Origin of the sequence: Leisingera caerulea DSM 24564 (assembly GCF_000473325.1) — a bacterium.
Classification (GTDB): domain Bacteria; phylum Pseudomonadota; class Alphaproteobacteria; order Rhodobacterales; family Rhodobacteraceae; genus Leisingera; species Leisingera caerulea.
Genome location: NZ_KI421513.1, coordinates 1123245 through 1149695 on the forward strand (window position 1 = coordinate 1123245; position 26451 = coordinate 1149695).

The 26451-nt window shown below is 63.1% G+C and carries 26 protein-coding genes; 11 read left to right on the top strand and 15 right to left on the bottom strand.

Features of this window, described 5'->3' with window-relative positions:
* Positions 1–12: 12 nt before the first annotated feature.
* The 3 genes from purH to CAER_RS0112810 form a co-directional block, all read right to left on the bottom strand.
* Positions 13–1602, bottom strand: a complete 1590-nt coding sequence (gene purH / locus CAER_RS0112800; protein ID WP_027235719.1) for a bifunctional phosphoribosylaminoimidazolecarboxamide formyltransferase/IMP cyclohydrolase — start codon at positions 1600–1602, stop codon at positions 13–15.
* 24 nt (positions 1603–1626) lie between these two features.
* Positions 1627–3369 (bottom strand): heparinase II/III family protein, encoded by a 1743-nt coding sequence (locus tag CAER_RS0112805; RefSeq protein WP_027235720.1) that lies wholly within the window; start codon positions 3367–3369, stop codon positions 1627–1629.
* 99 nt (positions 3370–3468) lie between these two features.
* Positions 3469–4731 carry an RsmB/NOP family class I SAM-dependent RNA methyltransferase gene (locus CAER_RS0112810; RefSeq protein ID WP_027235721.1) on the bottom strand — a complete coding sequence of 421 codons (1263 nt, stop codon included), beginning with the start codon at positions 4729–4731 and terminating at the stop codon, positions 3469–3471.
* Between the two features lie 77 nt (positions 4732–4808).
* Here CAER_RS0112810 and CAER_RS0112815 point away from each other — a divergent pair, with 77 nt between their 5' ends.
* The gene (locus CAER_RS0112815) at positions 4809–5000 is read left to right on the top strand and encodes a DUF1674 domain-containing protein (protein WP_027235722.1); all 192 of its coding nucleotides are present in this window, start codon (positions 4809–4811) and stop codon (positions 4998–5000) included.
* A 162-nt stretch (positions 5001–5162) separates the two neighbouring features.
* Here the strand turns inward: CAER_RS0112815 and dapB are convergent, their stop codons facing one another.
* Positions 5163–5972, bottom strand: a complete 810-nt coding sequence (dapB, locus tag CAER_RS0112820; RefSeq protein WP_027235723.1) for a 4-hydroxy-tetrahydrodipicolinate reductase — start codon at positions 5970–5972, stop codon at positions 5163–5165.
* Positions 5973–6058: 86 nt separating this feature from the next.
* Between dapB and rbfA the strand changes: the two genes are divergently transcribed.
* Both rbfA and CAER_RS0112830 read left to right on the top strand, forming a co-directional pair.
* The gene (gene rbfA / locus CAER_RS0112825; protein ID WP_027235724.1) at positions 6059–6454 is read left to right on the top strand and encodes a 30S ribosome-binding factor RbfA; all 396 of its coding nucleotides are present in this window, start codon (positions 6059–6061) and stop codon (positions 6452–6454) included.
* Positions 6451–7200 (top strand): phosphodiester glycosidase family protein, encoded by a 750-nt coding sequence (locus CAER_RS0112830; RefSeq protein ID WP_027235725.1) that lies wholly within the window; start codon positions 6451–6453, stop codon positions 7198–7200. Before rbfA ends, CAER_RS0112830 begins: the two co-directional genes overlap by 4 nt.
* 7 nt (positions 7201–7207) lie before the next feature.
* Here the strand turns inward: CAER_RS0112830 and rarD are convergent, their stop codons facing one another.
* The 5 genes from rarD to mutM form a co-directional block, all read right to left on the bottom strand.
* Positions 7208–8110 carry an EamA family transporter RarD gene (rarD, locus tag CAER_RS0112835; RefSeq protein WP_027235726.1) on the bottom strand — a complete coding sequence of 301 codons (903 nt, stop codon included), beginning with the start codon at positions 8108–8110 and terminating at the stop codon, positions 7208–7210.
* 185 nt (positions 8111–8295) lie between these two features.
* Positions 8296–9708, bottom strand: a complete 1413-nt coding sequence (dnaA, locus tag CAER_RS0112840) for a chromosomal replication initiator protein DnaA (RefSeq protein WP_027235727.1) — start codon at positions 9706–9708, stop codon at positions 8296–8298.
* 547 nt (positions 9709–10255) lie between these two features.
* Positions 10256–10519, bottom strand: a complete 264-nt coding sequence (gene rpsT, locus CAER_RS0112845; RefSeq protein WP_019295144.1) for a 30S ribosomal protein S20 — start codon at positions 10517–10519, stop codon at positions 10256–10258.
* Positions 10520–10730: 211 nt separating this feature from the next.
* Positions 10731–11507 carry an enoyl-CoA hydratase gene (locus tag CAER_RS0112850; protein ID WP_027235728.1) on the bottom strand — a complete coding sequence of 259 codons (777 nt, stop codon included), beginning with the start codon at positions 11505–11507 and terminating at the stop codon, positions 10731–10733.
* Between the two features lie 63 nt (positions 11508–11570).
* On the bottom strand, positions 11571–12422 hold the full coding sequence (gene mutM, locus CAER_RS0112855) for a bifunctional DNA-formamidopyrimidine glycosylase/DNA-(apurinic or apyrimidinic site) lyase (RefSeq protein ID WP_027235729.1): 852 nt from the start codon (positions 12420–12422) through the stop codon (positions 11571–11573).
* 86 nt (positions 12423–12508) lie between these two features.
* Here mutM and ubiE point away from each other — a divergent pair, with 86 nt between their 5' ends.
* From ubiE to CAER_RS0112870, 3 genes are all read left to right on the top strand, one after another.
* Positions 12509–13261, top strand: coding sequence for a bifunctional demethylmenaquinone methyltransferase/2-methoxy-6-polyprenyl-1,4-benzoquinol methylase UbiE (gene ubiE, locus CAER_RS0112860; RefSeq protein ID WP_027235730.1), 753 nt, complete (start codon positions 12509–12511; stop codon positions 13259–13261).
* A gap of 3 nt (positions 13262–13264) precedes the next feature.
* Positions 13265–14794 (top strand): 2-polyprenylphenol 6-hydroxylase, encoded by a 1530-nt coding sequence (gene ubiB / locus CAER_RS0112865; protein WP_027235731.1) that lies wholly within the window; start codon positions 13265–13267, stop codon positions 14792–14794.
* A 389-nt stretch (positions 14795–15183) separates the two neighbouring features.
* Positions 15184–15450: a hypothetical protein gene (locus CAER_RS0112870; protein WP_027235732.1), complete on the top strand. Its 267-nt coding sequence runs from the start codon at positions 15184–15186 to the stop codon at positions 15448–15450.
* Between the two features lie 579 nt (positions 15451–16029).
* Here CAER_RS0112870 and CAER_RS0112875 read toward each other — a convergent pair.
* Both CAER_RS0112875 and CAER_RS0112880 read right to left on the bottom strand, forming a co-directional pair.
* The gene (locus tag CAER_RS0112875) at positions 16030–16416 is read right to left on the bottom strand and encodes a response regulator (RefSeq protein WP_027235733.1); all 387 of its coding nucleotides are present in this window, start codon (positions 16414–16416) and stop codon (positions 16030–16032) included.
* A 258-nt stretch (positions 16417–16674) separates the two neighbouring features.
* Positions 16675–17850 carry an acetyl-CoA C-acyltransferase family protein gene (locus CAER_RS0112880; RefSeq protein ID WP_027235734.1) on the bottom strand — a complete coding sequence of 392 codons (1176 nt, stop codon included), beginning with the start codon at positions 17848–17850 and terminating at the stop codon, positions 16675–16677.
* A 192-nt stretch (positions 17851–18042) separates the two neighbouring features.
* Between CAER_RS0112880 and CAER_RS0112885 the strand changes: the two genes are divergently transcribed.
* The gene (locus CAER_RS0112885) at positions 18043–18609 is read left to right on the top strand and encodes a helix-turn-helix domain-containing protein (RefSeq protein WP_027235735.1); all 567 of its coding nucleotides are present in this window, start codon (positions 18043–18045) and stop codon (positions 18607–18609) included.
* 283 nt (positions 18610–18892) lie between these two features.
* Positions 18893–19099 carry a cold-shock protein gene (locus CAER_RS0112890; protein WP_008554505.1) on the top strand — a complete coding sequence of 69 codons (207 nt, stop codon included), beginning with the start codon at positions 18893–18895 and terminating at the stop codon, positions 19097–19099.
* A 64-nt stretch (positions 19100–19163) separates the two neighbouring features.
* Here CAER_RS0112890 and CAER_RS0112895 read toward each other — a convergent pair whose 3' ends face one another.
* Complete coding sequence (locus CAER_RS0112895; protein WP_027235736.1) at positions 19164–19565, bottom strand: VOC family protein; 402 nt, start codon at positions 19563–19565, stop codon at positions 19164–19166.
* Between the two features lie 164 nt (positions 19566–19729).
* Between CAER_RS0112895 and CAER_RS0112900 the strand changes: the two genes are divergently transcribed.
* Both CAER_RS0112900 and tdh read left to right on the top strand, forming a co-directional pair.
* On the top strand, positions 19730–20929 hold the full coding sequence (locus tag CAER_RS0112900) for a glycine C-acetyltransferase (RefSeq protein ID WP_027235737.1): 1200 nt from the start codon (positions 19730–19732) through the stop codon (positions 20927–20929).
* A gap of 17 nt (positions 20930–20946) precedes the next feature.
* Positions 20947–21975, top strand: coding sequence for an L-threonine 3-dehydrogenase (tdh, locus tag CAER_RS0112905; RefSeq protein WP_027235738.1), 1029 nt, complete (start codon positions 20947–20949; stop codon positions 21973–21975).
* 81 nt (positions 21976–22056) lie between these two features.
* Here the strand turns inward: tdh and CAER_RS0112910 are convergent, their stop codons facing one another.
* Positions 22057–22785 (bottom strand): metallophosphoesterase family protein, encoded by a 729-nt coding sequence (locus CAER_RS0112910; RefSeq protein WP_027235739.1) that lies wholly within the window; start codon positions 22783–22785, stop codon positions 22057–22059.
* 154 nt (positions 22786–22939) lie between these two features.
* Here CAER_RS0112910 and CAER_RS0112915 point away from each other — a divergent pair, with 154 nt between their 5' ends.
* Positions 22940–23338, top strand: a complete 399-nt coding sequence (locus tag CAER_RS0112915) for a hypothetical protein (RefSeq protein ID WP_027235740.1) — start codon at positions 22940–22942, stop codon at positions 23336–23338.
* A 51-nt stretch (positions 23339–23389) separates the two neighbouring features.
* Here CAER_RS0112915 and serA read toward each other — a convergent pair whose 3' ends face one another.
* Positions 23390–24985: a phosphoglycerate dehydrogenase gene (gene serA / locus CAER_RS0112920; RefSeq protein ID WP_027235741.1), complete on the bottom strand. Its 1596-nt coding sequence runs from the start codon at positions 24983–24985 to the stop codon at positions 23390–23392.
* 162 nt (positions 24986–25147) lie between these two features.
* The gene (locus CAER_RS0112925) at positions 25148–26302 is read right to left on the bottom strand and encodes a phosphoserine transaminase (protein ID WP_027235742.1); all 1155 of its coding nucleotides are present in this window, start codon (positions 26300–26302) and stop codon (positions 25148–25150) included.
* Between the last annotated feature and the right edge of the window lie 149 nt (positions 26303–26451).

The following is a 26451-nucleotide window of genomic DNA, read 5'->3' on the forward strand; positions in this document are numbered from 1 at the left end:
TAACTGCCCGGCTTAGTGGCGGAAGTGGCGCATGCCGGTGAAGACCATGGCCAGGCCTTTCTCGTTGGCCGCCTTGATCACCTCGTCATCGCGCATCGATCCGCCCGGCTGAATGACGCAGGTGCCGCCCGCGGCGGCTGCTTCCAGCAGACCGTCCGGGAAGGGGAAGAACGCGTCCGATGCCACCGCGCAGCCCTTGGCGAGGCTTTCCTTAAGGCCCAGCTCAGCCGCCATACGGCCTGCCTTGGCGGCCGCCACATTGGCGCTGTCCAAACGGCTCATCTGACCCGCGCCGACACCGACGGTTGCGTTATCCTTCACATAGACGATGGCGTTGGACTTGACGTGCTTGGCAACCTTCCAGGCAAACAGCAGATCCTGCATCTGCGCATCGGACGGCGCCTTCTCGGTCACCACCTTCAGGTCTTCCATGCCGACGTAGCCGACGTCCTTGTCCTGGACCAGCATGCCGCCGGCCACCTGCTTGTAAGCCACGATAGGCTTGCGCGGGTCCGGCAGGCCATCGGTCAGCAGCAGGCGCAGGTTTTTCTTTGCGGCAAAGATTTCCTTGGCCTCGCCAGACGCACCCGGCGCGATGACCACTTCGGTGAAAATCTCGGTGATCTTGGCGGCGGTCTCCGCGTCCAGCGGCTGGTTCAGCGCGACGATGCCGCCGAAGGCCGAGGTGCGGTCGCAGTCGAACGCCTTCTGATAGGCTTCTGCCAGGGTCGCGCCCTTGGCCACACCGCAGGGGTTGGCGTGTTTGATGATCGCGACGGCAGGGCTGTCGGCCGGGTCGAACTCCGCCACCAGCTCGTATGCCGCATCAGTGTCGTTGATGTTGTTATAGCTCAGCTCTTTGCCCTGCAGCTGCACCGCGGTGGCAACACCCGGGCGATTCGAACCATCGGTGTAAAAGGCCGCCTCCTGGTGGCTGTTCTCGCCATAGCGCAGGGTCTGCTTCAGTTCACCCGCAAAGGCACGGCGGCGCGGAGTCTTTTCCTCCAGCGCCGACGCCAGCCAGTTCGAAACAGCCGCATCATACGCCGCAGTGCGGGCATAGGCGGTCTGGGCCAGGCGTTGTCGGAAGGCATAAGACGTCTGGCCGTTGTTGTTGTCGAGCTCTGCCAAGAGCGCCTCATAGTCCTGGACGTCGGTCACCACGTTCACGAACAGGTGGTTCTTGGAGGCCGCGCGGATCATCGCAGGACCGCCGATGTCGATGTTTTCGATCATCTCATCGTAGTCCGCACCACGCGCCAGCGCTGCCTCGAACGGATAGAGGTTCACAACCAGCAGGTCGATGGCGCCGATGCCATGTTCCTTCATAGCGGCGACGTGGGTGTCATTATCCCGCAGGGCCAGCAGGCCGCCATGCACCATCGGGTGCAGGGTCTTCACGCGGCCGTCCATCATTTCCGGGAAACCGGTCACTTCGGAGACGTCTTTCACAGCCAGCCCAGCATCGCGCAGTGCCTTGGCGGAGCCGCCGGTGGACAGCAGTTCGACACCGCGCGCATCCAGCGCTTTGCCCAGCTCGATCAGGCCGGTCTTGTCGGATACGGAAAGCAGCGCACGGCGTACGGGGTGAAGGTCGGTCATGGCAGGGCGGTCCTTTTCAAAGGCTCAGTCAAACGTCTCGGGTTCGTCCCGGTTCAGGTCTCGCACGGCAATGGCAGTCTCCTGCGCCTTGCTGAGCGTCCACCGGACGCGGGTGGCATATCCCATCGCCCGCCCGGATAAAACGATCTGCTTTGCCGCACGCGGCTTCAAGCGGGTCTTTTCCAGGAAAACGCTTGGCTCCAGCCGCAGCTGGCAGTTGCCGTCATGGCGGAACACCCAGATTTCCCCGCTCTTGAGCGCCATGGATACTGCCGCGCCGCCCAAGTCAAGGGCTGCATCCACCTCCGGGTGCAGGTGCAGACGGATGTCAAAGCCGATGCCGCCGTCCTGGCTGGCATCCCGCACCTTGGTGAACTGGCGTTTGGCGGCATCATCCAAGGCCACCAGCATGTCCTCGCCGCTGAGGCTTCGCCCGTCAAAGGACAATTCCAGCGTACGGGCATGGGTCAGGCCGAAATGCGCGGCATAGCCGTTATGCCCGCCCTGAAACCGCAAGCCTTCCGCCAGATCGCTCAGCTCCAGCGGCACATCGTCAGGCGCTTCGATCAGCTCCTCATGGCCGGTGGTTTTATGCGGGGGCGCCAGCCGGGCGCTGGAGTGCCCCTCGATACACAGTGTGGTGTGCGACGGTGTGGCCCGCCCGGCCCGGCGCCATTCCAGCCCGAAGGTTTCACCAGAGCCGCAATTCACGATCAGCGGCCGCCGCCCCGAGGTCAGCTCAAACGCCAGGGTCGAAGCGTGCCCGTTGTAAGACGCCTTGCCCTTGGGTGGCGCAGAGGCATCGACAATCACCGAGGTGCGCCGCGCCGACAGCCGGACAAAACCCATCGCCAGCCCGTCGGCATGGCGCTCCGCCACATGGCTGGCAGCCAGAGCATGATCCAGCCGGCCTTCCAGCCCGCGGCCGCCACCGTGGAACCGTGCCAGGCCGCCATCACTGTGGCGCAGGGTGCGCAAGGTGGGGGCGATCCGTTCGATGGCAGCGGAATGCGCAGGCGGCACCGCCCGTCCGGCCTCGTGCAAGGCTGCGGCAGCCCAGGTCAGAAGGGTGAAGACCTCCAGCAGTTCCTCCGGGTTGCGGGTCGGCAACCCGCCTTGTCCGTCGATCTGAGACTCGCATTCAGCCGCCAGCGCCCTGACAGCCGGGTCTGCCAGCTCCTCCCGCCCCTGCAAGGCAAGGCCTGCATAGATCAGGCCGCACAGGGCCTCGAACCGCGGCAGTCCAGGGGCCGCCCCCTGCCAGCGCTGGGACAGATACCAGGTCTGCCGCGCCAAGGAGGTGTAGAAAGCTTCAGTCTCATCCTTGTCCTTGCCGCTCAGCAGGAACAGCGCGTGGTTGATCCACCGGATCACCCGCCGTCCAGTAAGATCCGGAAGCCAGGCCAGTCCGCCGCCGTGCCCGTGATGCGCAATCCAGCCCCAGACCCATTTCTGCGCCTTGGCACGGGCCTTGAAATCACCGACCGCAGCCAGGTCGTCGAGCCAGGCAAAGCCGTGCCGCTCAGCATCAAAGGCAGCATCCGGTGCAGCGACCTCCCACAGGCCGGTATCCGGCGATTCGACCAGGTAGCCTGCAAACAGCAGGTTGCCCGCCACCAGCTGACGCCCGCGGGCAAAGCTGCCGATGGTCCGCGGTTCAGGCTGCGAGACAAAGCCGGTCGCTGCAGGCTGTCTGCGGGCCCGCCAAGCGTAATACCGGTTCAGCAGCCGGGTGCCGCGGCCTGCCATTCTGTCATAAGTGGACATGCTCTTTTGCCTCACGCCGGGTTTTTCCAGGGCGTTTTGGCAGGAGCATAGCGCGGGGTACGGCTCAAGTCACCGGGGAATGCCCGGCACGCCCCGGGCTCACGCGGTTTTGCGCAAAAGGGCCATATAGAAGCCGTCCATGCCGCCTTGTTCCGGCCAATAGTCCGGGCGCAGCCGCAGGCCGCCTTCTTCGGTGATCCAGTCAGCATCCACGCCGGTCACTTTCAGCGCTTCACGGTCGGCAACCATATCCGGGAACATCTCCAGCGCTTCTTCGACCTGGCATTCCCCCTCGTCCGGCAGCAGGGAGCAGGTGCAGTACATCAGCCGCCCGCCGGGTTTCACCAGGGTCCACGCGTGCGCCAGCATCTGCGCCTGCAGCTCAATCAGCGCGCCGAACTCGCTGCCGTCCTTGGCTTGCGGCAGGTCCGGATGGCGGCGAATGGTGCCAGTAGCGGAACAGGGCGCGTCCAGCAGCACCGCGTCGTACTGGCCGGTCTGCTCCAGTGCGTCGGCCACCACCAATTCGGCCTCCAGACCGGTGCGCTCCAGGTTCTCCATCAGCCGCGCCACGCGGCTCTCCGAGATATCGACAGCCGTCACTTTGGCACCGGCAGCGGCCATCTGCATGGTCTTGCCGCCCGGGGCTGCGCACAGTTCCAGGGCTTGTTCCCCCGGCAGCGCATTCAGGATCAGCGCGGGCAGCGCGGCGGCGGCATCCTGCACCCACCAATCGCCCTCCCGGTAGCCCGGCAGCGCCGACACCTGCCCCGCGCCTGCGATCCGCAGCGAACCGGTGGGCAGCAGCACACCCCCTAGCGCCTGCAAGTCCGCGCCCGGCTTGCCGGTGATATCCAACGGCGCGCCGGCATGATGCGCGGCCTCCATGCTCAGCATCGCATCAGCGCCCCAAGCCTGCACCAGTGGTTTGCGCAGCCAGTTGGGCAGGCGCGGCACACGCAGCTTTGCCCATTCCTCCGGACCCTCGTCAGCCACCTTGCGCAGAATCGCGTTCACCAGCCCCTTCAGCTGCCCGTGGCGGCGGTGCTTGGAAACGATGGCCACCATCGCATTTACAACCCCATGCGCCGCGCCGCCTGAGCACAGCTCCACTGTGCCCAGCCGCAGCGCGTTCATGACCATCAGCGGCGGCGTTTTCTTCAAGTGCTTTTTCAGGATCCGGTCGGCGCGCTCCAGACTGCGCAGGGTTTCCACGGCCAGCCGCTGCGCCCGTGCACGGTCTTCCGGCGCCAGCTTCTCCAGCGCGCCCGAGGCATAGCATTCCGCCAGGAGCCGCCCCTCCCCCAGCACCTGATCCAGCAGATAGACCGCTGTGCGGCGGGCGTGATTGGCATCGGACATCTGGCAGCTCCTTGGGGCACGGCTTGTTTGCGCGGGACAGGGGCGTATATCATGGGCGCAGCATAAAGGAACCCGCGATGAGCGAAGAGACCGCCCCCGGAAAGAAAGACCTGCCCCCCGCCGCCCTGCGCGCGCTGGCCGAAGCCGAAGAGCGCCGCAAGGCCGCCGAAGCGCAGGAACCGCGCCCCAAGGAGCTGGGGGGCCGGGACGGCCCCGACCCTGCACGCTATGGCGACTGGGAGAAAAAGGGCATCGCCATCGATTTTTAGGTCTCGCAGCGGGGGCCAGCCCCCGCACCGCCAGAGTATTTCTGGAAAGATGAATGAACCGCCGTTCTTTCATCTTTCTCCAAATACTCCTGCCCGCTGCCCGGCAGGCGGCTTTGCCGACGAGAGGAGAGGAATCGGCCCGTCAGGGCAGTCTCTCAGACGTCACAGACCCAGCACATCCACCATGTCGTACTGGCCCGGCCCCTTGTCCTGGCCCCAAAGTGCCGCCTTCAGCGCACCGCGGGCAAAGATGGCGCGGTCGGTGGCCAGGTGGCGCAGCACGATCCGCTCGCCTGCCGCGGCAAACAGAACGTCGTGCTCACCGACGATGTCGCCGCCACGAATGGCGGTGAAGCCGATGTCGCCGCGATTGCGGGCTCCGGTGATACCGTCGCGGCCGGAATCGCGCACATCCGCCAGCCTTACACCGCGGCCCTCGGCGGCGGCTTCGCCCAGCATCAGCGCGGTGCCGGAAGGCGCGTCCACCTTATGGTGGTGATGCGCCTCGATTACCTCAATGTCGAAATCCTCATCCAGCGCGGCGGCGACCTTCTTGGTCAATTGCACCAAGAGGTTCACGCCGAGGCTCATGTTGCCGGCGCGGATGATCACCGCGTGGCGGGAGGCCGGTTCCAGCTGTGCGATCTGATCATCCGTCATGCCTGTGGTGCCGATCACATGAACTGCGCGGGCCTGGGCTGCCAGCTTGGAAAAGGCCAGCGTCGCTTCCGGCGCGGTGAAGTCTATCACGGCCTGCGCCTTGGAAAACGCCTCCAGCGCATCGGCGGTCACGGTGACGCCAACGGCCTGGCCGCCCATCATCTCACCCACGTCGCGGCCGACCCACTCATGCCCCTCGCGCTCTACCGCCCCGACCAGCGTGGCCTTGCCGCTTTCCAGCACCGTCCTGATCAGCATCTGCCCCATGCGGCCCGATGCGCCGGTAATCACGATCCCAGGTTTGTGAGTCATTGGCCAATTCCCTTGTTCAAGCTTGTTTTGTCCTACAGCGCCGGGCAGCGCTTGGCAAAGCCCGCGATCCGGCATAGATCGGGAATATGGCAAAGAACAAATTCCACGATGGCCCCGGCCCGTCCCAGCGCCAGCTTCGCGTCGGCGAACTGATCCGCCGCACCCTGTCTGAGGTGCTGGCGCGCGGCGATGTGCATGATCCGGACCTGAACCGCATGTCGATCACTGTGGGAGAGGTGCGCACCTCACCCGATCTGAAAATCGCCACCGCCTTTGTGCTGCCCTTGGGCGGCAAGGGGCAGGAAGATGTGCTGAAGCTTCTGGCCCGCAACAAGAGCGAGCTGCGCCGGATGGTCGGCAAGAAGCTGGGGTTGAAGTTCACTCCGGATCTGCGGTTCCGGCTGGACGAGACCTTCGACCAGATGGACGAAACCCGCCGGATGCTGAACCAGGACGCGGTGCGCCGCGACGTGGAAGAGTGATCCGCAAGGCTGCCTTTCTGCTGGCAGCGCTTGGGACCGCCCCGGCGGCCGGGGCGGTCGAATGCAGCGATATAGCCTATGAGGGCAGCCGGTACACACTCTGCCAGATTAACGCCGCCAAGGAACAGCTGCGGCTGTTCCTGCGCGATGGCGAAGGCCAGGTCTATGGCCATTTCTCTACCCTGGAAGAAACGCTGGCGGAAGACGGCAAGACGCTGGCCTTTGCGACCAATGCGGGGATGTACCACAGCGACCGCTCGCCCGTGGGATTGTACGTCGATGAAGACGGCGAGGAGATGCGGCTGGTGACCAATGCCGGTCCCGGAAATTTCGGCCTGCTGCCAAACGGTGTGCTGTGTATCCGAGACGGCCGGGCGGATGTGTTCGAAACCCTGGCTTTTGAACAGGCACAACCCGGCTGCGCCTATGCCACCCAGTCCGGTCCCATGCTGGTGATTGACGGCGAGCTGCACCCGCGTTTCCTGCCCGATTCGGACAGCTACTATATCCGCAACGGAGTGGGCACGTCAGCGGATGGCACCCGCGCGGTTTTTGCAATCTCGCGCAATGCGGTGACATTTCACCAGTTCGGCAGCCTGTTCCGGGATCACCTGAAGCTGCCCAATGCGCTGTACTTCGATGGCAATATCTCGCGCCTGCACGCGCCTGAGCTGGGCCGCAGTGATGCCGGGTTCATGATGGGGCCGATCGTGGGCGTGGTCGAGGACACACCGGCCGGAGGATAAGCCCTCCTCAGCCGGGGCGCTTGCGAATCTGCTGCACCATCGGCACGGTATAGATCACCAGGGCGGCCCAGATCATCGGGAAAGCGATCATCCGGGCTTGGCCGAACTCCTCTCCGAACACCAGAACTGCCATAAGGAAGATCATCGTCGGCGCGATGTATTGCAGGATGCCGATGGTGGACAAGCGCACCAGCTTGGCCCCGTTGGCATAGACGATGAGCGGCACAGCCGTGACCACGCCGCAGCCCAAGAGCATGGACGTATCAAAAGCCGAGCCGCCGAAACTGCCGGCGCCCGTCACGGTCAGGTAAACAAAATAGCCCAAGGCCGGAGGCAGGAGAATCAGCGCCTCCAGCAGGAACCCTTGGTTGGGGCCAATCGGCAGCGACTTCTTAAAGAAGGCATAAAATCCCCAGGTCAGCGTGAGGCCCACCGCCACCCAAGGCACCCTTCCCGCGTCCAGAGTCAGCAAAACCACTGCTCCCGCAGCCAGCGCCACCGCCGCCAGTTGCGCCTTGCTGAGCGGCTCGCGCAGCAAGAGTGCGCCCAGGGCGATACTGAACAGCGGATTGATGTAATAGCCAAGCGCCGCGTCCAGCGCCCGTCCGGCCGCAATCGACCAGACATAGATCCCCCAGTTCACAGAAATCAGCGCTGCGGTGATGCAGGCCATACCCAGCATCCGGGGGTTCTTGAGTGCGGCCTGCAAATCCTTGGTCCGGCGCAGGACGATCAACAGCGCACCTGCCACCGGCACCGCCCAGATCACCCGGTGGGTGACAATCTCCGCCGCTGGGATATGAGAGAGAGCTTTCATGTAGAGCGGCAGGAACCCCCACATGAGATAAGCGGTGCTGGCAAAGGCCAGCCCGCGGGGCGTGTCCATGTTTTCAGAGGTTTGCCGTGTCATGCCGCGCTCCTGTGCAGGGCGCTGTTATGACCGGTTTTGCACGGCTTGAAACTTCGTTTTCTGTGATACCCGGCATTCACCGCCGTTATGGGTTACCGTGGCGGCCGCGGGCAAAAGAAAAAACGGCCCCGGAAACCGGGACCGCAGTGCAATTTGGGGTTTGCAGTTTCAGCTATGCGCGCACGTCAGGCTTCCAGCGAGCGGCGCAGCATTTCGACGTCCTCGGCGATCTGGCCGTCGGTCGTCTTCAGCTCCTCGATGCGCTTGACGCCATGCATGACGGTGGTGTGGTCGCGCCCGCCAAAGCGGCGGCCGATCTCGGGCAGAGAGCGGCTGGTCAGCTGTTTGCACAGGTACATCGCCACCTGACGCGGACGCGCATAGGAGCGCAGGCGCTTGGGGCCGATGATGTCGGACATCCGGATGTTGTAATACTCGGACACCTTGCGCTGGATTTCCTCGACCGTGATCTTACGCTCGGAGGCGCGCAGCACATCCGCCAGACAGTCCTGGGTCAGATCCATGTCGATCTCGCGGCCGACCAGCGACGCAAACGCGAACAGCCGGGTCAGCGCGCCTTCGAGAACCCGCACGTTGGTCGAGATTCGGTGTGCCAGGAACTCCAGCACGCCGTCGGCGATGCGCAGGTCCGGATAGGTCTCGCGTTGCTGCTGCACCTTGGTCTGCAGAATGCCCAGACGCAGTTCGTAGTCGGTCGGGTGCAGGTCCACCACCAGGCCGCACTGCAGGCGCGATTTCACCCGGTCTTCCAGATCCTTGATTTCGCCCGGGGCGCGGTCGGCGGAAATGATGATCTGCTTGTTCTGGTCCACCAGCGCGTTGAAGGTGTGGAAGAATTCTTCCTGGGTGGAATCCTTGCCTGCGATGAACTGAACGTCATCCACCATCAGCACATCGACCGAGCGGAACAGATGCTTAAAGTCCATCATCTTGCGCTCGCGCAGGGCCTGCACAAAGCGGTACATGAACTGTTCCGCCGACAGATACAGCACGTTCAGATGCGGGTTCTTTTCCTTCAGTTCCCAGGCGATGGCGTGCATCAGGTGGGTTTTACCCAGGCCCACGCCGCCATACAGAACCAGCGGGTTGAAGGTGACAGGGCCGCCCTCGCCGACACGGCGCGCTGCCGCATGCGCCAGTTCGTTCGGCTTGCCGACCACGAAGCTGTCGAAAGTGAACCGCGGGTCCAGCGGTGCCGCCTGCAGCGCCTCCAGCGTGTCCTTTCCTGCCGCCGCTGCCGGTGCCGCCGCCCGTGCGGTCATGACAGCCAGATCATCCTGCGCCCCGCCGAAGGACTCAGCCGCCACGGCCGGTTCCGCCGGGCGCGCCGGGCTGTTTGCCGCAACCCGGAACGCCAGGCGCTGCACCGGCTCGCCGGACATGGTCAGCTCATGCAGGATAAGGTCCGCAAAGTTCTGACTGACGTAATTTCCCATGAAATTCGTCGGCACTTTGAAGACGGCCACCCCACCGTCGACTGTGTCGAACTCCAGCGGCTCAATCCACGTGGTGAAGTTGTTCTGGCCAACCGTCTTCAACAGCCGGTTTCTGAGCTGTCCCCATTTTTCTTCTGTCATGCTGCGCCTCACGCGTCCCCAAAAAGCAGCGGCCCCTTAGCCGGGCCAATTCCATCGTAACCCCCAACCACCCGGGGGCCGTTCACGCACAGAGTTACCGTGTGCGGACCATTGCTGGCCGCATCGCCCGAAGGCTAAACGTTCGTCTGGAAACAGCAAAACCCGCCGCAAAAAGCGGTTAAGCTGCCGTCACGAACAGTATCGCACACAATTGAGACAAGGCTGCTGTCCTTAACGATACAGCAGTAGATCCCGGACAGAGCCAGACACATGTGTGCCGTCTGTTCCGGGAAACCTGGCAACCTTGATGCCCGTCAAGATTGCCGCAAGCAGCCTGTCCCCCCAGCGAGTGAATCGCTGACACAGTGGTAGCAATTTGAGGGGGTCAGCAGCAACGAAACTATGATGTTGACTCTGCCTTTGGCCGCAAAGAATCTCCTGCACCAGCGGCAACCAGCCAAGGCTTTGCCCAAAAAACAAGGCGCTGCAATTTGCAGCGCCCTGACGACTTTTCAACAGCTCGTGAGCCTGCTCAGCAGAGCGAATCTCAGGCCAGTGCCTTCACGCGTGCGGACAGGCGCGAGATTTTCCGGGAAGCGGTGTTTTTGTGATACACACCCTTAGTGACGCCGCGCATCAGTTCGGGCTGAGCAGCGCGCAGAGCTGCGGTTGCAGCTTCTTTGTCGCCGGAAGCGATGGCTTCTTCAACTTTACGCAGGAAGGTGCGGATGCGCGAACGACGGGCTTTGTTAACGGCAAAGCGCTTTTCGTTCTGACGTGCGCGCTTCTTGGCCTGGGGCGAATTTGCCATGATGTCTGACCTTATCTCGGGTTCTGTTTCAATCGGACGCAATGCCAGCCAAACCCGGGTCGGAACACCGGTGTGATTCTAGCCTGAGCGGGCTGCACGCGCATGTATGAGGGCGGCGTTTATCCAACTCTGTGCAGAATTGCAAGGGCACCGGCCCGGAATGCAAGACGGCGGGCCATCCAGCCCGCCGCTCTATGGGTTCGTCTGGCGCTTACTTGTCGCGGAACTGCGCTTCGCGCTTCTCCAGGAAGGCCGCCATGCCTTCTTTCTGGTCTTCGGTGGCAAACATCGAGTGGAACACCCGGCGCTCGAACAAGAGGCCTTCATTCAGGGGCAGCTCGTAGGAGCGGTTCACCGCTTCCTTGACGGCCATCGCTGTCAGCAGCGATTTCTCGGCGATCTTCTGCGCTGCGGCAGTCGCTTCCTCAATCAGCTTCTTGGGCGGCACCACGCGCGACACCAGGCCCGCGCGCTCAGCTTCCTCGGCGTTCATAAAGCGGCCGGTCAGGTTCATGTCCATCGACTTGGACTTGCCCACGTACCGGGTCAGACGCTGGGTACCGCCGATACCAGCCACGACACCCAGGTTGATCTCAGGCTGGCCGAACTTAGCGGTTTCCGCGGCGATGATGAAATCGCACAGCATCGCCAGCTCACAGCCGCCGCCCAGCGCATAACCGGCGACCGCCGCGATGATCGGCTTGCGGATAGCCGAGATCCGGTCGTTGGCATCGGCAAACAGGTTGGTGGAAAACACTTCGGTAAAGCTCATCTCCGACATCTCCTTGATGTCGGCACCGGCGGCAAAGGCCTTTTCCGAGCCGGTCAGCACGATGCAGCGCACCTTGTCGCTGGCATCAGCCTCTTCCAGAGCATCGCAGAGCTCGCCAATAAGCTCCTTGTTGAGCGCGTTCATCGCCTCCGGGCGGTTCAGTTTAATGAGGCAAACGTGGTCCTGCACATCGACGTTGATCGTCTCGTAGGCCATGATTTCTCTTTCGGTTGTTCCGTTCAGTCCTGAGTCCTTACCAAAAGGGTCCCTTTGATCAAGCTATCTTTGGCACTTTACACAGTAGAACGTGGAGCGCCCCGATTGGGTGATTCTGGCAATTGACCCTGCGCAACCTTCCCTCCGGCAGGGTTCGCCCTCGCGTCCGTAGGCATCAAAGCTGTGCTGGAAATATCCAAGTTCGCCAGAGGCTTGCCTGAAATCCCTGAGCGACGATCCGCCCGCGCGAATGGCATCCTGAAGCACCTGCCGGATGATCGGCACCAGTGCTGCCACCCGATGCGCGGCAATCTGCCCGGCCTTGCGGCGTGGCGAAATTCCCGCGCGGAACAGGGCTTCGCAGACATAGATGTTACCAAGGCCCGCGATGATTCCCTGATCCAGTAATGCGGATTTCACCGGCGTGTTGCGCCCCTTGAAGGCGGCAACCAGGTGATCCTCGTGGAAGTCATTTCCCAAGGGTTCCGGCCCCAGCACCGCCAGCAGCTTGTGGGATTCGGCGGCGGCAGTCTCCAGCAGATCCATCGCCCCGAACCGGCGCGGGTCGTTAAAGGTGATGCGGGCGCCATTGTCCATGTCCAGCACCACATGGTCATGCTTCTCCGCTTGCGGATGCTCATGCGTGAACTGTCCCAGCGGATCGCCTGACACCGTCATCCGTCCGGACATCCCCAGATGGATCAGCAGCGTCTCGCCGGTATCCAGGTCGGCCAGTATGTATTTAGACCGCCGCCTAAGAGCATTCACCCGCGCACCGGTCAGCCGCTCGGCCATCGCGGGAGGAAACGGCCAGCGCAGGTCCGGGCGGTTCACCTGAGCCCGCGCAATCACCGCCCCCTCCATCGCAGGCGCCAAACCGCGTTTCACCGTCTCGACCTCGGGCAATTCTGGCATTACACCCCTCCTGAACCAACGGGCCGCATTGTGCCTGCCCCACAGCGCCTTATAACAAGGGCGGAATTCAGCAAACGGCAAGCCCTATGAGCAACACCAGCGACAACACCACCCATTTCGGGTTCGAAACCGTCCGCGAGGAAGAAAAGGCCGGCCGCGTGCAGGGGGTCTTCAATTCGGTCGCCTCAAAATATGACATCATGAACGATGTGATGAGCGTCGGCATCCACCGGGTCTGGAAGGACGCGATGATGGACTGGCTGGCACCGCGGCCCGGCCAGCGGCTCTTGGATGTGGCAGGCGGCACCGGCGACATTTCCTTCCGCTTCCTGAAGCGCGCAGGCCATGGCCATTCCACCGTGCTCGACCTCACCCGCCCGATGCTGGAGGAAGGCCGCAAGCGCGCCGAAGCCGAGCAGATGGCCGACAGCCTCGACTGGGTCACCGGCGACGCGATGAAGCTGCCGTTCAAGGACAACACCTTCGACGTCTACACCATCTCCTTCGGCATCCGGAACGTGACCCGGCCGCAGGAGGCCCTGAACGAGGCCTACCGGGTGCTGCGCCCCGGCGGACGGCTGATGGTGCTGGAGTTCTCGCAACTGCCGAACGACGGGCTGCAAAAGCTATATGATCTCTATTCCTTCAACGTGATCCCGCGGATGGGGCAGATGATTGCGGGGGATTACGACAGCTACCAGTACCTGGTGGAATCGATCCGCAACTTCCCGGATCAGGAAACCTTTCTGGGCATGGTGAAACAGGCAGGGTTCGGGAATGCCAAATACCGCAACCTGTCGATGGGCATCGCTTGCCTGCATTCCGGCTGGAAGATCTGACCCATGCGCGGACCCCATAATATTCTGCGCCTGATCCGCACAGGCGCCACTTTCGAGCGCACCGGCGCCATGCACTCGGTGCTGGAGGCCTTCGAGGCGCCCAAGCCGCTGCGCATTCTGGCCCGCACCCTGGGCTGGCCGTTCAAATGGCTGGGCTACAAGGGCGATCCCGCGATGCCGCCGGAAACCCGAGCGCTGAACGCGCTGGGGCCTGCCTATATCAAATTCGGACAGGTGCTTTCGACGCGGCCCGATGTGGTGGGCAAAGATCTAGCCAACCAGCTGCGGGTGCTGCAGGACAAGCTGCCACCGTTTTCCCGCGCCCAGGCGCTGGCCGAGGTGGAAAAGGAACTGGGCCGTCCCGTCTCCGAGATTTTCTCCGACTTCAGCGACCCGATAGCCGCCGCCTCGATCGCCCAGGTTCACCGTGCAACGCTGGCGGAAACAGGCGAAGAGGTTGCCGTCAAGGTGTTGCGCCCCGGCATCGAGCGTGCCTTCAACCGCGACGTCGATGCCTTCTACTTTGCCGCACGCATCGTGGACTTGTTTGCCCCCGGCGCCCGGCGCCTGAAGCCAATGGATGTGATTGAGCATTTCGACGGCGTGGTGCAGGGCGAACTGGACCTGCGGCTGGAAAGCGCCGCAGCCTCGGAATACGCCGCCAACACCGCAAAGGACGAAGGCTTCCAGCTGCCGGAGATCCGCTGGGCCTATTCCGCCCGCCGGGTGATGACGATGGGCTGGGCCGACGGTATCCCGCTTGGCGACAACGACGCGCTGGATGCCGCAGGCCACGACCGCAGGCTGCTGGCCAACCGGGTGCTGTCGCTGTTCCTGCGCCATGCGCTGCGCGACGGCTTCTTCCACGCCGACATGCATCAGGGCAACCTTAAGGTCGCCGCCAACGGCGATATCATCGCCTATGACTTCGGCATTATGGGCCACATCGACGAATACACCCGCCGGGTTTATGCCGAGATCCTCTATGGCTTCATCAAACGCGACTACAAGCGCGTGGCGGAGGTGCATTTCGAGGCCGGCTATGTGCCTGCGAACCGCGACGTCGACGAATTCGCGCGGGCCCTTCGCGCCGTGGGAGAGCCGATCTTCGGCATGGATGCCTCGCAAATTTCGATGGGCCGGCTGCTGAACTACCTGTTCGAGGTGACCGAACGCTTCGGTATGGAAACCCGCACCGAGCTGATCCTCCTGCAGCGCACCATGGTGGTGGTCGAGGGCGTCGCACGTTCGCTGGATCCGCATATCAACATCTGGGAAGCGGCCCGGCCGGTGGTTGAGGATTACATCAAGAAATCCATCGGCCCGCGGGCAGTAGCTTCCGACCTGCTGGAAACGGCCAAGGTGATGGCGCGTTTTGGCCCGCGCCTGCCTGCACTGGTGGAACAAGCGCTCATTGCCCAGGCGGCGCAGAACGGCACCCAGAACCGCAGCGCCAGCAGCTGGGTCGCGCCAGCGGCCTTGGGCGCCGCTGGCGGTGCCGCCTTCTTTGCGGCCGTTGCCCTGCTGATCTGAGATCCGCCGCCAATAGCTGCACCGCGCTTCTTTCTGGTCAGAATTGCCCAGGACGTGGGTTGACCTCAGGCCAAGAGAGGGCGGCGCTCCGCCCCCTCTTGCCCGTTCGCGGACGGCTGGTTTTGGCGGGCTTCAATGGCACACCCGCCCAGGCCATGCGGCTCCCGTGTGCGGTTTTCGCAGGCTGACCAGAAGGAAGGCAGCAGGTTTGGACTGACCGCCTCTTCCGCTATCGCAGTTTTGCATGGTTGAGATTGAACCAGATCGTTGCATCACAAGATCCTGCGGCCAAATGCCTGTTTCTGGATCCAGCCGCACCAGCATGGGACCAGGCAATGAGACATCCGTGGCAAGTCCTGCTTTTAGGAAACGATGAGCCCACGCAATGCATGAAGCCCGAACAATTTCCGGCGCTTGGCGCGGAATACAAAAGTGCAAAAGGCAGGAAGCAGAGCGTCAGTAACCTCGCTACCGCGCCGGGCTCGCTACGCAAGGTGCCGATCACCGCGTCGCAGGCTGGCATGGCCCATCATGGCAGCGTCACCATCGCGCAGGGCCACGGCACTGCGAAATGTAGCGGCATGCCAGGTTTTGCGACTGAAACCGGCTGCATCAACTTGACGCTAACGCCGCCCCAGATCGTTGAATGGTCCTAGAACGTCCAGGCCTAGCCGCGCGACCTGGAGCGGCTGTGCCCGGCCGCGGATGACCCCAGCAAGTTAACCGGGCTCTTTGGCAACCTGCTGCCCCCCACCCTGATTGACAAGTAGGAGAGCGACACTCTGACCCCCCGCATCGGCCGGTGGATACCGGCACTGGGTATCGACGACTACGGGCAATACGTCGATTACTGGCGTTCCAGCGGTGACGCAATCGAAGCACTCCGCCGCGACTTGCTCATTTCTCTCACCCGCTTTTTCCGCCACCCGTAACAAATCCGCACGCTGTACGCGCGACTGGAGAGACCTCTGAGCCCCCTCGGCTTTCGAAAGCCTGCCACAGGGCAGCACCCGAACAAGCCGCCTATGCAAACCTGCCGCTGGCCCGTTCTGTTGTCCTGAATGATAACATCTGCACCCGCAATGGCGATAACATCGAGGTTCTGGACCACATCAGCGGCAAAGCGAAATCCGAGCCTGCATGCCGAGATCGCTGAACGTCAAGAGGCGCCGAGACCTGCCGCCGCCACTCTTGCAAACTCACCATTGATGCCGAAGCGGGCAAGGCCGCAGGAGTCAGCCAGCCGCCCTGGCGGCAACCCTTCCGGTCACATGATCTACCATGCTGAGGAGATCGGAAAGGTTGACCGGTTTTCGCAGCACCCAGCGGATATTGCGGCTGAGGGTGAACAATTCGCCGCCGGAGAACAGCCGGCTGCCGGTGATACAAACCACCGGGATGTCCGGACGCAGCAGGGCGGCGTAATCTGCCACCGGCAAGGTCAACTCCTCCCCGATCATCAGGTCCAGCACCAGCACGTCGAGCGGCAACTCGGTCAATGCAGAAATGGCCTCGCTGCAGGTGGTGACGGCCGTCACATCATATCCGGCTTCCTGGAACGCCATGCTGACAGTGAAGCGGACGTCGGCGTCGTCCTCCAGAAGCAAAACTTTGGCTGTCACTTTAGTACCCTGCACCGGCAAAAGCTGCTGCCGGGATCACGCTATTTTGGCGTATTCACGGCCGTTCTCTTAACCCCGTCAGGTGATTTCAAAAGAAAATTCTCGAATTCACAGTGAATCGCCAAGCGTTCCAACGGGATAAGTTTTTCTACTTAAAGTTGCTCTCCTTGCCTATGCAAACCGCGTTACTTCTTCGTAAAATCAGTGTGGCCCAGGCAGGGGGGCTTGTAAGGAAACCACCCCCTGCCGCGCTTGACCTCAGAGCCGCTCGATCGCCAGGGCAATGCCCTGACCGCCGCCGATGCACATCGTGATCAGCCCCTTCGAGCCACCGGTCCGCTCCAGTTCGTAGAGTGTTTTCAACGTGATAATCGCGCCGGTAGCCCCCACCGGATGGCCCAGTGCAATAGCGCCGCCATTGGGGTTCACCTTGGCCGGGTCCAGCCCCAGCTCCTTGTTCACGGCCAGTGCCTGCGCGGCAAAGGCTTCGTTGGATTCGATCAGGTCGAAATCGCCAGCCGACAAGCCGGTTTTCTCCAATAGGTTGCGCACCGCAGGCACCGGTCCGATCCCCATCACCTCGGGACGCACCCCGGCATGGGCATAGCCCAGAATCCGCGCCTTGGGTTTTAACCCTGCCCTCTCGGCCGCCGCAGCTGTGGCCAGCACCATGGCTGCCGCGCCGTCGTTGATTCCGCTGGCATTTCCGGCAGTTACCCGGCCGTCCTTCTGGAACACCGCCCTCAGCCCGGCCAGCGCCTCCGGCGTGGTGGCCTTGGGGTGCTCGTCCACCTCAAACGGCACCAGGTCGCGTTTCACCTTCACTTCGACTGGGGTGATCTGCGATTTGAAGTGCCCGGCCTCGATCGCCGCCGCCGCGCGGGTCTGGCTGGTGAGGGCAAATTCATCCATCTGCTCACGGGTGATATCATGCTCATCCGCCACATTCTCTGCCGTCACCCCCATATGGCCGGTGCCGAAGGGGCAGTTCAGCGCGCCCAGCATCATGTCGAGCGACTTCACATCGCCCATCTTCGCGCCCCAGCGGCTTTGCTGGATGATGTAGGGGCTGCGCGACATGTTTTCGGCGCCGCCGGCCAGGGCGAACTCTGCGTCGCCCATGGCAAGAGATTGGTAAGCTGAGATAATTGCTTGAACGCCGGACCCGCAGAGGCGGTTGACGTTCATCGCGGGCACCGCATCCGGCACCCCGGCCTGCATCGCGGCAACGCGGCTCAGGTACATATCGCGCGGCTCTGTGTTGATGATGTGGCCGAACACCACATGGCCGATCTGGCCGCCCTCGACGCCGGAGCGTTCCAGCGCGGCCTTGGAGACCGTCGTGGCCAGATCAATCGGCGCGGTGCCCGCCAGCGCGCAGCCAAAAGTGCCGATGGCAGTGCGGGCGCCGTCCAGGATCACGATGTCATTCATACTCTCTCTCCTAGTCAGATTTGCCCTATCATGCACCCGCAGCATTGATCTGTCTGCTGATACGTGCCGTCACCGCAGCACGTCGTCACCTCCCGTGCACCCCCAGTGCACCTCCTGTGCACCGCTGCGGCGCAGCACGGCTATTTGCGGGAGTATTTGACAAATCCGCCTCGCCAGCGCAGAGAATCCGTCATGACGGAAAACACAGACGATATCCTGACCCTGCTGCCCGCCCGCCTGAAGGAGGCCCGCCGCGCCCAAGGCCTGAGCCTGGAGGCCGTTGCGAACCTGTCGGGCGTCAGCCGGTCGATGGTCAGCCAGATCGAGCGCGGCGAAAGCTCCCCCACCATTGCGACGCTGTGGAACCTGACCCGCGCCCTGCAGGTGGATTTTGCCGGGCTGCTGGAAGCCGGCGACATGCAGGACCGGATTGAGGTGCTGCGCGCTGCGGACGTGCCCAAGATTGAGAACATGGGCCAGGGCTGCCGCATCCGAATCTTGTCGCCGCCGGAAGAAGCCGGCGGGCATGAGGTGTATGACATCCGGTTTGACCGGGACGGGGCGCTGATCAGCCAGCCCCACACCCGCGGCGCGGTGGAGCAGCTGACGGTGCTGGAGGGCGAGATCGCGGTGAGTTCCGGCAATGCCAAGGACCAGCTGCAGGCCGGCGACACCGCCCGGTATGCCGCTGATGTCGCCCATTCGATCACCGCCCCCGAGGGACCCGCGCGGGTGTTTTTGATTGTGAAGAATGCCTGACTGGGGCTTTTTCCGCGACTAAGTTCAGACGGGACCTGCAAAAACCTTGGCGCGATACCGCACCAGCTGATTGGAAACCTGCATCGGCGGGAAAGCCCCTTATCGGCTCTTTTACGAACAAAGCCCTTGAACGACTCGGGACTACGGCCCATATGTGGTCCGCTTACGTTATTCTTGTCGATCCACTGTCTCCCGCTCTGCGGCGTTTTCAGTCTCTCGATCCAGACCGACTACGCCAGGCTGCCGCACTTCCGCGGGCAGCAATTATTAGGAGACTACGGATATGGCCACTGGCACCGTAAAATGGTTCAACACCACCAAAGGCTTCGGCTTCATCGCACCCGACGGCGGCAGCAAGGATGTGTTCGTGCACATTTCCGCCGTTGAGCGTTCCGGCCTGACCGGCCTGGCGGACAACCAGAAAGTCACCTTCGACATCGAAGCAGGCCGTGACGGCCGCGAGTCGGCGGTGAACCTGCAGCTGGCATAAGCCACGCAGCATTGCAGATCGTAAGCGCGGCCCCTGAAAAGGGGCCGCGTTTTCATTTGGGCTGTCAGCCTTTGTTGTTTTCGTCCCAAAGCTTGGGCTCCCACAGCTCCACCTTGTTGCCCTCAGGGTCCATCATCCAGGCAAAGCGGCCGTTTTCATGGGTTTGCGGCCCTTGCAGGATGGGGATGCCTGCCGCGGTCAGCTGCGCGATCATCCCGTCCATGTCGTCGACGCGGTAATTTATCATGAAGGTGGCGGCGCTGGGGGCAAACCAGGTGCCGTCCGGATCGGCAGTGGCCCAGACGGTGAGGCCGCCGTCCTCTGCCGTGTCGTCCTGCCAGTTGAGAACGGCCCCGCCGAAATCCTCCAGCGCCAGCCCCAGGTGATCCCGGTACCACGCCGCCAGCGCCTTGGCGTCGCCGCGCGCTTTGATGAATACACCGCCAATTCCCGTCACCCTTGCCATGTCTGCAATCCTCCCTGGTTCCGGTGGCAGATAGTCCGGCTTGGCAGAATTTCACCGGCCGCGTCCAGTTTCACGGATATTTTTCCGCAATCCTGAAATCCTGTATTCCGGAAACGTATCCGCTATGATAGACACGCGACTCGAGACACCAAAGGAGTTTGCGCATGTCCACTGCTTTTCTGACCGACATCTCCAACACGCTGGCCCAGATCGAGGCTGAGGGGCTGTACAAGCGCGAGCGAATGATCACCTCCCCGCAGGGGGGCGAGATCACCGTTCAGAATGGTGCTGGCGGCAACCGTCAGGTTATCAACCTGTGCGCCAACAACTATCTGGGTCTGGCCGACCACCCTGCCCTGATCAAGGCCGCCAAGGACGCGATGGAGCCGAAAGGGTTCGGCATGGCCTCGGTCCGGTTCATCTGCGGTACCCAGGACATTCACCGGGAGCTGGAAAGCCGCCTGGCGAAGTTCCTCGGCAAGGATGACGCGATCCTGTTTGCCGCCTGTTTCGACGCCAACGGCGGGTTGTTTGAGCCGCTCTTGGGGCCGGAGGATGCGATCATCTCGGACAGCCTGAACCATGCCTCGATCATCGACGGCATCCGGCTGTGCAAGGCCAAACGCTACCGTTACCTGAACAGCGACATGAACGACCTGGAGGCCTGGCTGAAGCAGGCGCGCGAGGACGGCGCGCGGCATATCATGATCGCCACGGACGGCGTGTTCTCAATGGACGGCTATCTGGCGAAGCTGCCGGAGATCCGGGCGTTGGCGGACAAATATGATGCCATCGTCATGGTGGATGACTGCCACGCCACCGGCTTTATGGGCGCGACGGGTGCGGGCACGCCGGAGCATTTCGGGGTGGACGTGGATATCGTCACAGGGACATTGGGCAAAGCACTTGGGGGGGCCATCGGCGGTTATATCGCCGGGCCGCAGCCAGTGATCGACCTGCTGCGGCAGCGGGCGCGGCCCTATTTGTTCTCCAATTCGCTGCCGCCATCGATTGTTGCTGCCGGGCTGGAGGCGATCCGGCTAGTGGAGAAAGGGGACGATCTGCGGGCGCAGTTGTTCGAAAATGCGAAATATTGGCGTGCGGGGCTGGAAAAGCTGGGCTTTGACTTGCTGCCGGGTGAGCATCCGATCATCCCGGTGATGCTGGGCGAAGCGCAGCTGGCGCAGGATATGGCGGCAAAACTGTTTGACGAGGGCGTCTATGTCTCCGGCTTCTTCTTCCCGGTGGTGCCGCGCGGCCAGGCGCGGATCCGGACACAGATGAATGCGGCGCTGACGCGAGAGGAGCTGGACCGGGCGCTGGCGGCCTTTGGCAAGGTGGGCAGGGAACTGGGGGTGATCTGATGAACCGTCCGAACACGATGAAGGCGCTGGAGAAGAGCCGCCCCGAGGAAGGCCTGTGGATGGTGCAGGCGCCGGTGCCGGAGATCGGCCCGGACGAGGTGCTGATCAAGGTGAAGAAGACCGGCATCTGCGGTACTGACATCCATATCTGGAACTGGGACGAATGGGCCGCCCACACCGTGCCGGTGCCGATGATCACCGGGCACGAGTTTGCGGGCGAGATTGTCGAGATCGGGCGTAATGTCACCGATCTGGCGGTGGGCCAGCGCTGTTCCGGCGAGGGGCATCTGATCAAGACGGATTCGCGCCAGAGCCGTGCCGGCAAGTTCCACCTGGACCCCGGCACCCGCGGCATCGGGGTGAATGAGCAGGGCGCCTTTGCCCAGTATCTGAAGCTGCCGGCTTTCAACGTGGTGCCGCTGCCGGATGATATTCCGGACGAGATCGGCGCCATTCTCGACCCGCTGGGCAATGCGGTGCACACGGCGCTGAGCTTTGATCTTTTGGGGGAGGATGTGCTGATCACCGGGGCCGGCCCGATTGGCATTATGGCGGCGGCGGTGGCGAAACATGCCGGCGCGCGGCATGTGGTAATCACCGACATCAACCCGGACCGTTTGACGCTGGCCGCGCATGTGGTGCCGGCGGTGCGCACGGTGGATGTGTCCAAGGAAGAGCTGCAGGATGTGATTCAAGAGCTGGGCATGAAGCAGGGCTTTGACGTCGGGCTGGAGATGTCCGGCAGCCAGGCGGCGCTGGATCAGATGGTGGAGGCGCTGGTGATGGGCGGCAAGATTGCCCTCTTGGGCATTCCGCCGGGGAAATCTCCGGTCGATTGGTCACGCATTGTGTTCAAGGCGATCACCATCAAAGGCGTCTACGGGCGCGAGATGTTCGAGACCTGGTACAAGATGATCGCCATGCTGCAGAACGGCCTGGATGTGAGCCGGGTGATCACCCACCGGTTTGGAGTGGATGATTTTGCCGCAGGGTTTGCGGCGATGAAATCCGGGTCCAGCGGCAAGGTTGTGCTGAACTGGACATGAGGGCTGTTTGAGGGGGCTTTGCCCCCTCAGCCTTGCGGCCTCACCCCCAGGGTATTTTCAGCCAGATGAACAGGGGAAGAGTCAGGGTGTCAGTGGCTGGCGGCCCGCGTCTGTCAGCAGCCAGCAGTCGCTGCCCTCGAACACCGCAGCGGTGAGCGGGCGGCCATAGCCGGCGCCGCTGTCGAGATTGACGCGGTTGCCATAGTGGCTGGGCTTCTCCACTGGTGTGTGGCCATGCACGACCAGCTTCGGATGGGGGCCGGTGTGGTCGTGGAACGGCTGCCGGATCCAGACCAGGTCGTCCTCATGCTGCTGGGCAAGAGGCACTCCGGGACGTATCCCGGCGTGCACAAAGGCTAGCTCCGGCGTCTCGTGCAGAGCAGGAAGGCTGCGCAGGAATTCGGCGTGCCGCGCCGGAATCACTTCCTTGGTCCGGGCGTGCAGATCGTCGAGCCGGGTGCGGTCTTCGAATGTCAGCCCGTAGCTGGCCAACGTCTCAACTCCGCCGATCCGCTCATGCAGCCAATGGTAACCGATCAGCAGATGCGGGTCGTGGCGGGGTGTCTCCTCCAGGAACCATTCAAACATCCGGTCGTGGTTGCCCTTGAGACAGATCCAGTCCCTGCCCTGTTCCTGGCCGGCAATCAGCCGGTCGATCACCCCGCGGCTGTCGGGGCCGCGGTCCGTGTAATCGCCGAGAAAGACGATGCGGGCGCCCGGGCCGCCGTCGGCCTCGATCAAGGCCAGCGTTTGTTCCAGCATCTCCAGCTGGCCGTGGATGTCGCCGATGGCGTAAAGGGGGGCGGTCATGGCGGCTCCTTGCTGCGGGGTGTGGCGGATTGATGGCGTATTGCGGCGGCAGGCTCAACCCCGGGAAAACAGGCGGGCGGCTGGCAATCCGGCACTGGCGCTGCATGTTATCGGGCAAGACACTTGCAGACAGTCAGAGCCGGGAGGGTTGGTCATGGTCGGAGTTGCGCGGTGGTTCATGCTGGCGGCGGTGGTTTCGGCGCTTGGCGGCATGGTCTGGGGCATCCAGATGTCGGCGAGCCAGGACCACCTGCTGTCGCCGGCGCATGGGCATCTGAACCTGCTGGGCTGGGTCAGCTGTTCGATCTATGCGTTTTATTACCACCTGCTGCCGGCGGCAGCCGGTGGCGTGCTGCCGCGGCTGCATCTGGCAACGGCATCGCTGGCGCTGGTGCTGCTTGTGCCGGGCATTCCGCTGGCCATCCAGGAGCGCGGTGAGACGATGGCGCAGGCGGGATCGGTAGCGGCACTGCTGTCGATGCTGCTCTTTGCCGCGGTTGTGCTGCGGCACCGGCCCGAAAGGGCGTTGTTAGCGCGTCGGAAGGGGCATTGAAAAAGCCCCCGCCACTGCCGCGGGGGCTTCTGCGGTCTTAAGCCAGCATCGTCAGACGACGTCGAACTCCAGCGGCTTGATCTGGTTGAACAGGCCGGTTTCGGCAAGCTTGGCGCGGATCTCAGCCGGGACGGGCTCATCCACGTAGAGCAGCGCAATGGCCTCACCGCCGGCCTCGGAGCGGCCCAGGGTGAAGTTGGCGATGTTGACGCCATTGTCGCCCAGAGTGTGGCCCAGGGTGCCGATGATACCGGGCACGTCCTCGTTGGTGGTGTAGAGCATATGCGCTCCCACATCCGCCTCGATGTTGATGCCCTTGATCTGGATGAACCGCGGCTTGCCGTCGGAGAACACGGTGCCCGCCACAGAGCGCTCGCGCTTGGAGGTGACCGCGGTCACCTTGATGTAGCCGTCAAAGGCGCCGGACTTGTCCTGGTTGGTGGTGGAGATCTGGACACCGCGCTCCTTGGCGACCACCGGGGCGGAGACCAGGTTCACCTCGGGGTTGGAACGTTTCATGATGCCCGCGATGACCGCGCAGTTCAGCGCGTCCAGGTTCATGCCCGCCGCGACGCCGTCATAGAGGATGTTGATCGCCTTGATCGGTTCATCGGTCATCTGGCCGACGAAGCTGCCGAGGTGGTCGGCCAGCTTGATCCAGGGGCCCATGACCTTGGCTTCCTCGGCGGTGACGCTCGGCATGTTGAGCGCGTTTTCAACGGCGCCGGTCAGCAGGTAGTTGGACATCTGCTCGGCCACCTGAAGGGCGACGTTTTCCTGCGCCTCGGTGGTGGCGGCGCCCAGGTGCGGGGTGCAGACCACGTTGGGCAGGCCGAACAGCGCGTTTTCCTTGGCCGGCTCCTCCGAGAACACGTCAAAGGCGGCGCCTGCCGCATGGCCGGAGGTCAGCAGCTCCGCCAGCGCTGCCTCATCCACCAGGCCGCCGCGGGCGCAGTTGATGATGCGCACGCCCTTCTTGGTCTTCTCCAGGTTTTCCTTAGAGAGGATGTTGCGGGTCTGGTCGGTCAGCGGCACATGCAGGGTGATGAAGTCGGCGCGCGCCAGCAGCTCATCCAGCTCCACCTTTTCGACGCCCATCTTGTCGGCCTTTTCGGTGCTCAGGTAGGGGTCATAAGCAACCACCTTCATTTTGAGGCCGCGGGCGCGGTCGCAGACGATGCCACCGATGTTGCCGGCGCCGATCACACCCAGGGTCTTGGCGGTCAGCTCAACCCCCATGAACTTGGACTTTTCCCATTTGCCGGCATGAGTGGAGGCGGAGGCCTCCGGCAGCTGGCGGGCAACCGCGAACATCATGGCGATGGCGTGTTCGGCGGTGGTGATCATGTTGCCGAAGGGGGTGTTCATCACAATGACGCCGCGCTTGGAGGCAGCTTCTTTGTCGATGTTGTCGGTGCCGATGCCGGCGCGGCCGATCACCTTGAGGTTATCGGCGTTCTCCAGGATCTTTTCCGTCACCTTGGTGGCGGAGCGGATGGCGAGGCCGTCGTACTGGCCGATGATTTCAGCCAGTTTTTCCTTGTCCTTGCCCACGTCGGGCAGGAAGTCGACGTCAATGCCGCGGTCGCGGAAGATCTGGACGGCGGCCTCGGACAGTTTGTCGGAGATGAGTACTTTGGGAGCCATGTGTGTGGTCCTTTATGCGGGGGCCGGTATGGCCGGATGTTGATACAGTTCCCCCGAAGAGATGAGGATCGCGCCCGGTCCGGGGGTGGGGGCGCAATCGCCCCCGCCCTGGGGGGGCGGGTCGGGGGCGATCCGGGGCTAGCGCCCCGGCAAGTCCATTCTTCAGGCCGCTTCGGTTTGCGCGGCAATCTCGGCCTCAAAGGCCCATTTGATCCAAGGCATCAGGGCTGCCACGTCGGCGGCCTCAACCGTGCCGCCGCACCAGATGCGCAGGCCCGGAGGCGCGTCGCGGTAGGCACCGATGTCATAGGCCACGCCTTCGTTTTCCAGACGCTTGGCCACAGCCTTGGCAAAGGCGGCGCCGTCCTGGATGCGCTCGTCGGTGAACTTGAGGCAGACCGAAGTGTTGGAGCGGTATTCCGGCTGTTCCGCAAGGAAGGCGATCCAGGGGTTGTCCTGCACAAAGCTTTGCACCGCGGCCAGGTTGGCATAGGCGCGTTCGCGCAGACCTTCCATACCGCCGATGGACCGCGCCCAGTCGAGCGCCAGAAGGTAATCCTCCACCGCCAGCATCGAGGGCGTGTTGATGGTGGCGCCCTGGAAAATGCCGTCGATCAGCTTGCCGCCTTTGGTCAGGCGGAAGATCTTGGGCAGCGGCCAGGCGGGGGTGTAGCTTTCCAGCCGTTCCACCGCGCGGGGGCTGAGGATGATCATTCCGTGCGCCGCTTCGCCGCCCAGCACCTTCTGCCAGGAGAAGGTGGTCACATCCAGTTTGTCCCAGGGCAGGTGCTGCGCAAAGGCCGCAGAGGTCGCGTCGCAGATGGTGAGGCCTTCGCGGTCCGCCGGGATCCAGTCGCCGTTGGGAACGCGCACGCCGGAGGTGGTGCCGTTCCAGGTGAAGACAACGTCATTGGTGAAGTCGACAGAGCCGAGGTCGACGATCTGGCCGTAGTCGGCGGTTTTGACGGTGGCGTCCAGCTTGAGCTGTTTCACAACGTCGGTGACCCAGCCGGAACCGAAGCTTTCCCAGGCCAGCATCTCAGTGCCGCGGGCGCCAAGCAGGTTCCACATCGCCATTTCAACCGCGCCGGTGTCGGAGGCGGGCACGATGCCGATTTTATAGCCTGCGGGAATATTCAGGATCTCCCGGGTGCCTTCAATCGCCGCCTTCAGCTTCTCCTTGCCAACGGCAGCGCGGTGCGAGCGGCCCAGCGGCGCGCCGGACAGTTTTGACAGATCAAAGACGGGAGGTTTGGCGCAAGGGCCCGAAGAAAAACGCGGATTGGCCGGCCGCGATGCCGGTTGTGCAATAGCCATCAATGCTACCCTTCCAGATAAGCGCCCCTCGTTGGGGAGGGGTGTCCCGGGTACAGAGCTAGGCTGCTGCAGCGCGGCATGCAACAAATATTTCAACAGAATGCGGCTGTTGGTGCATTTTTTGCGACATGATTTTCCACCATCGGAAA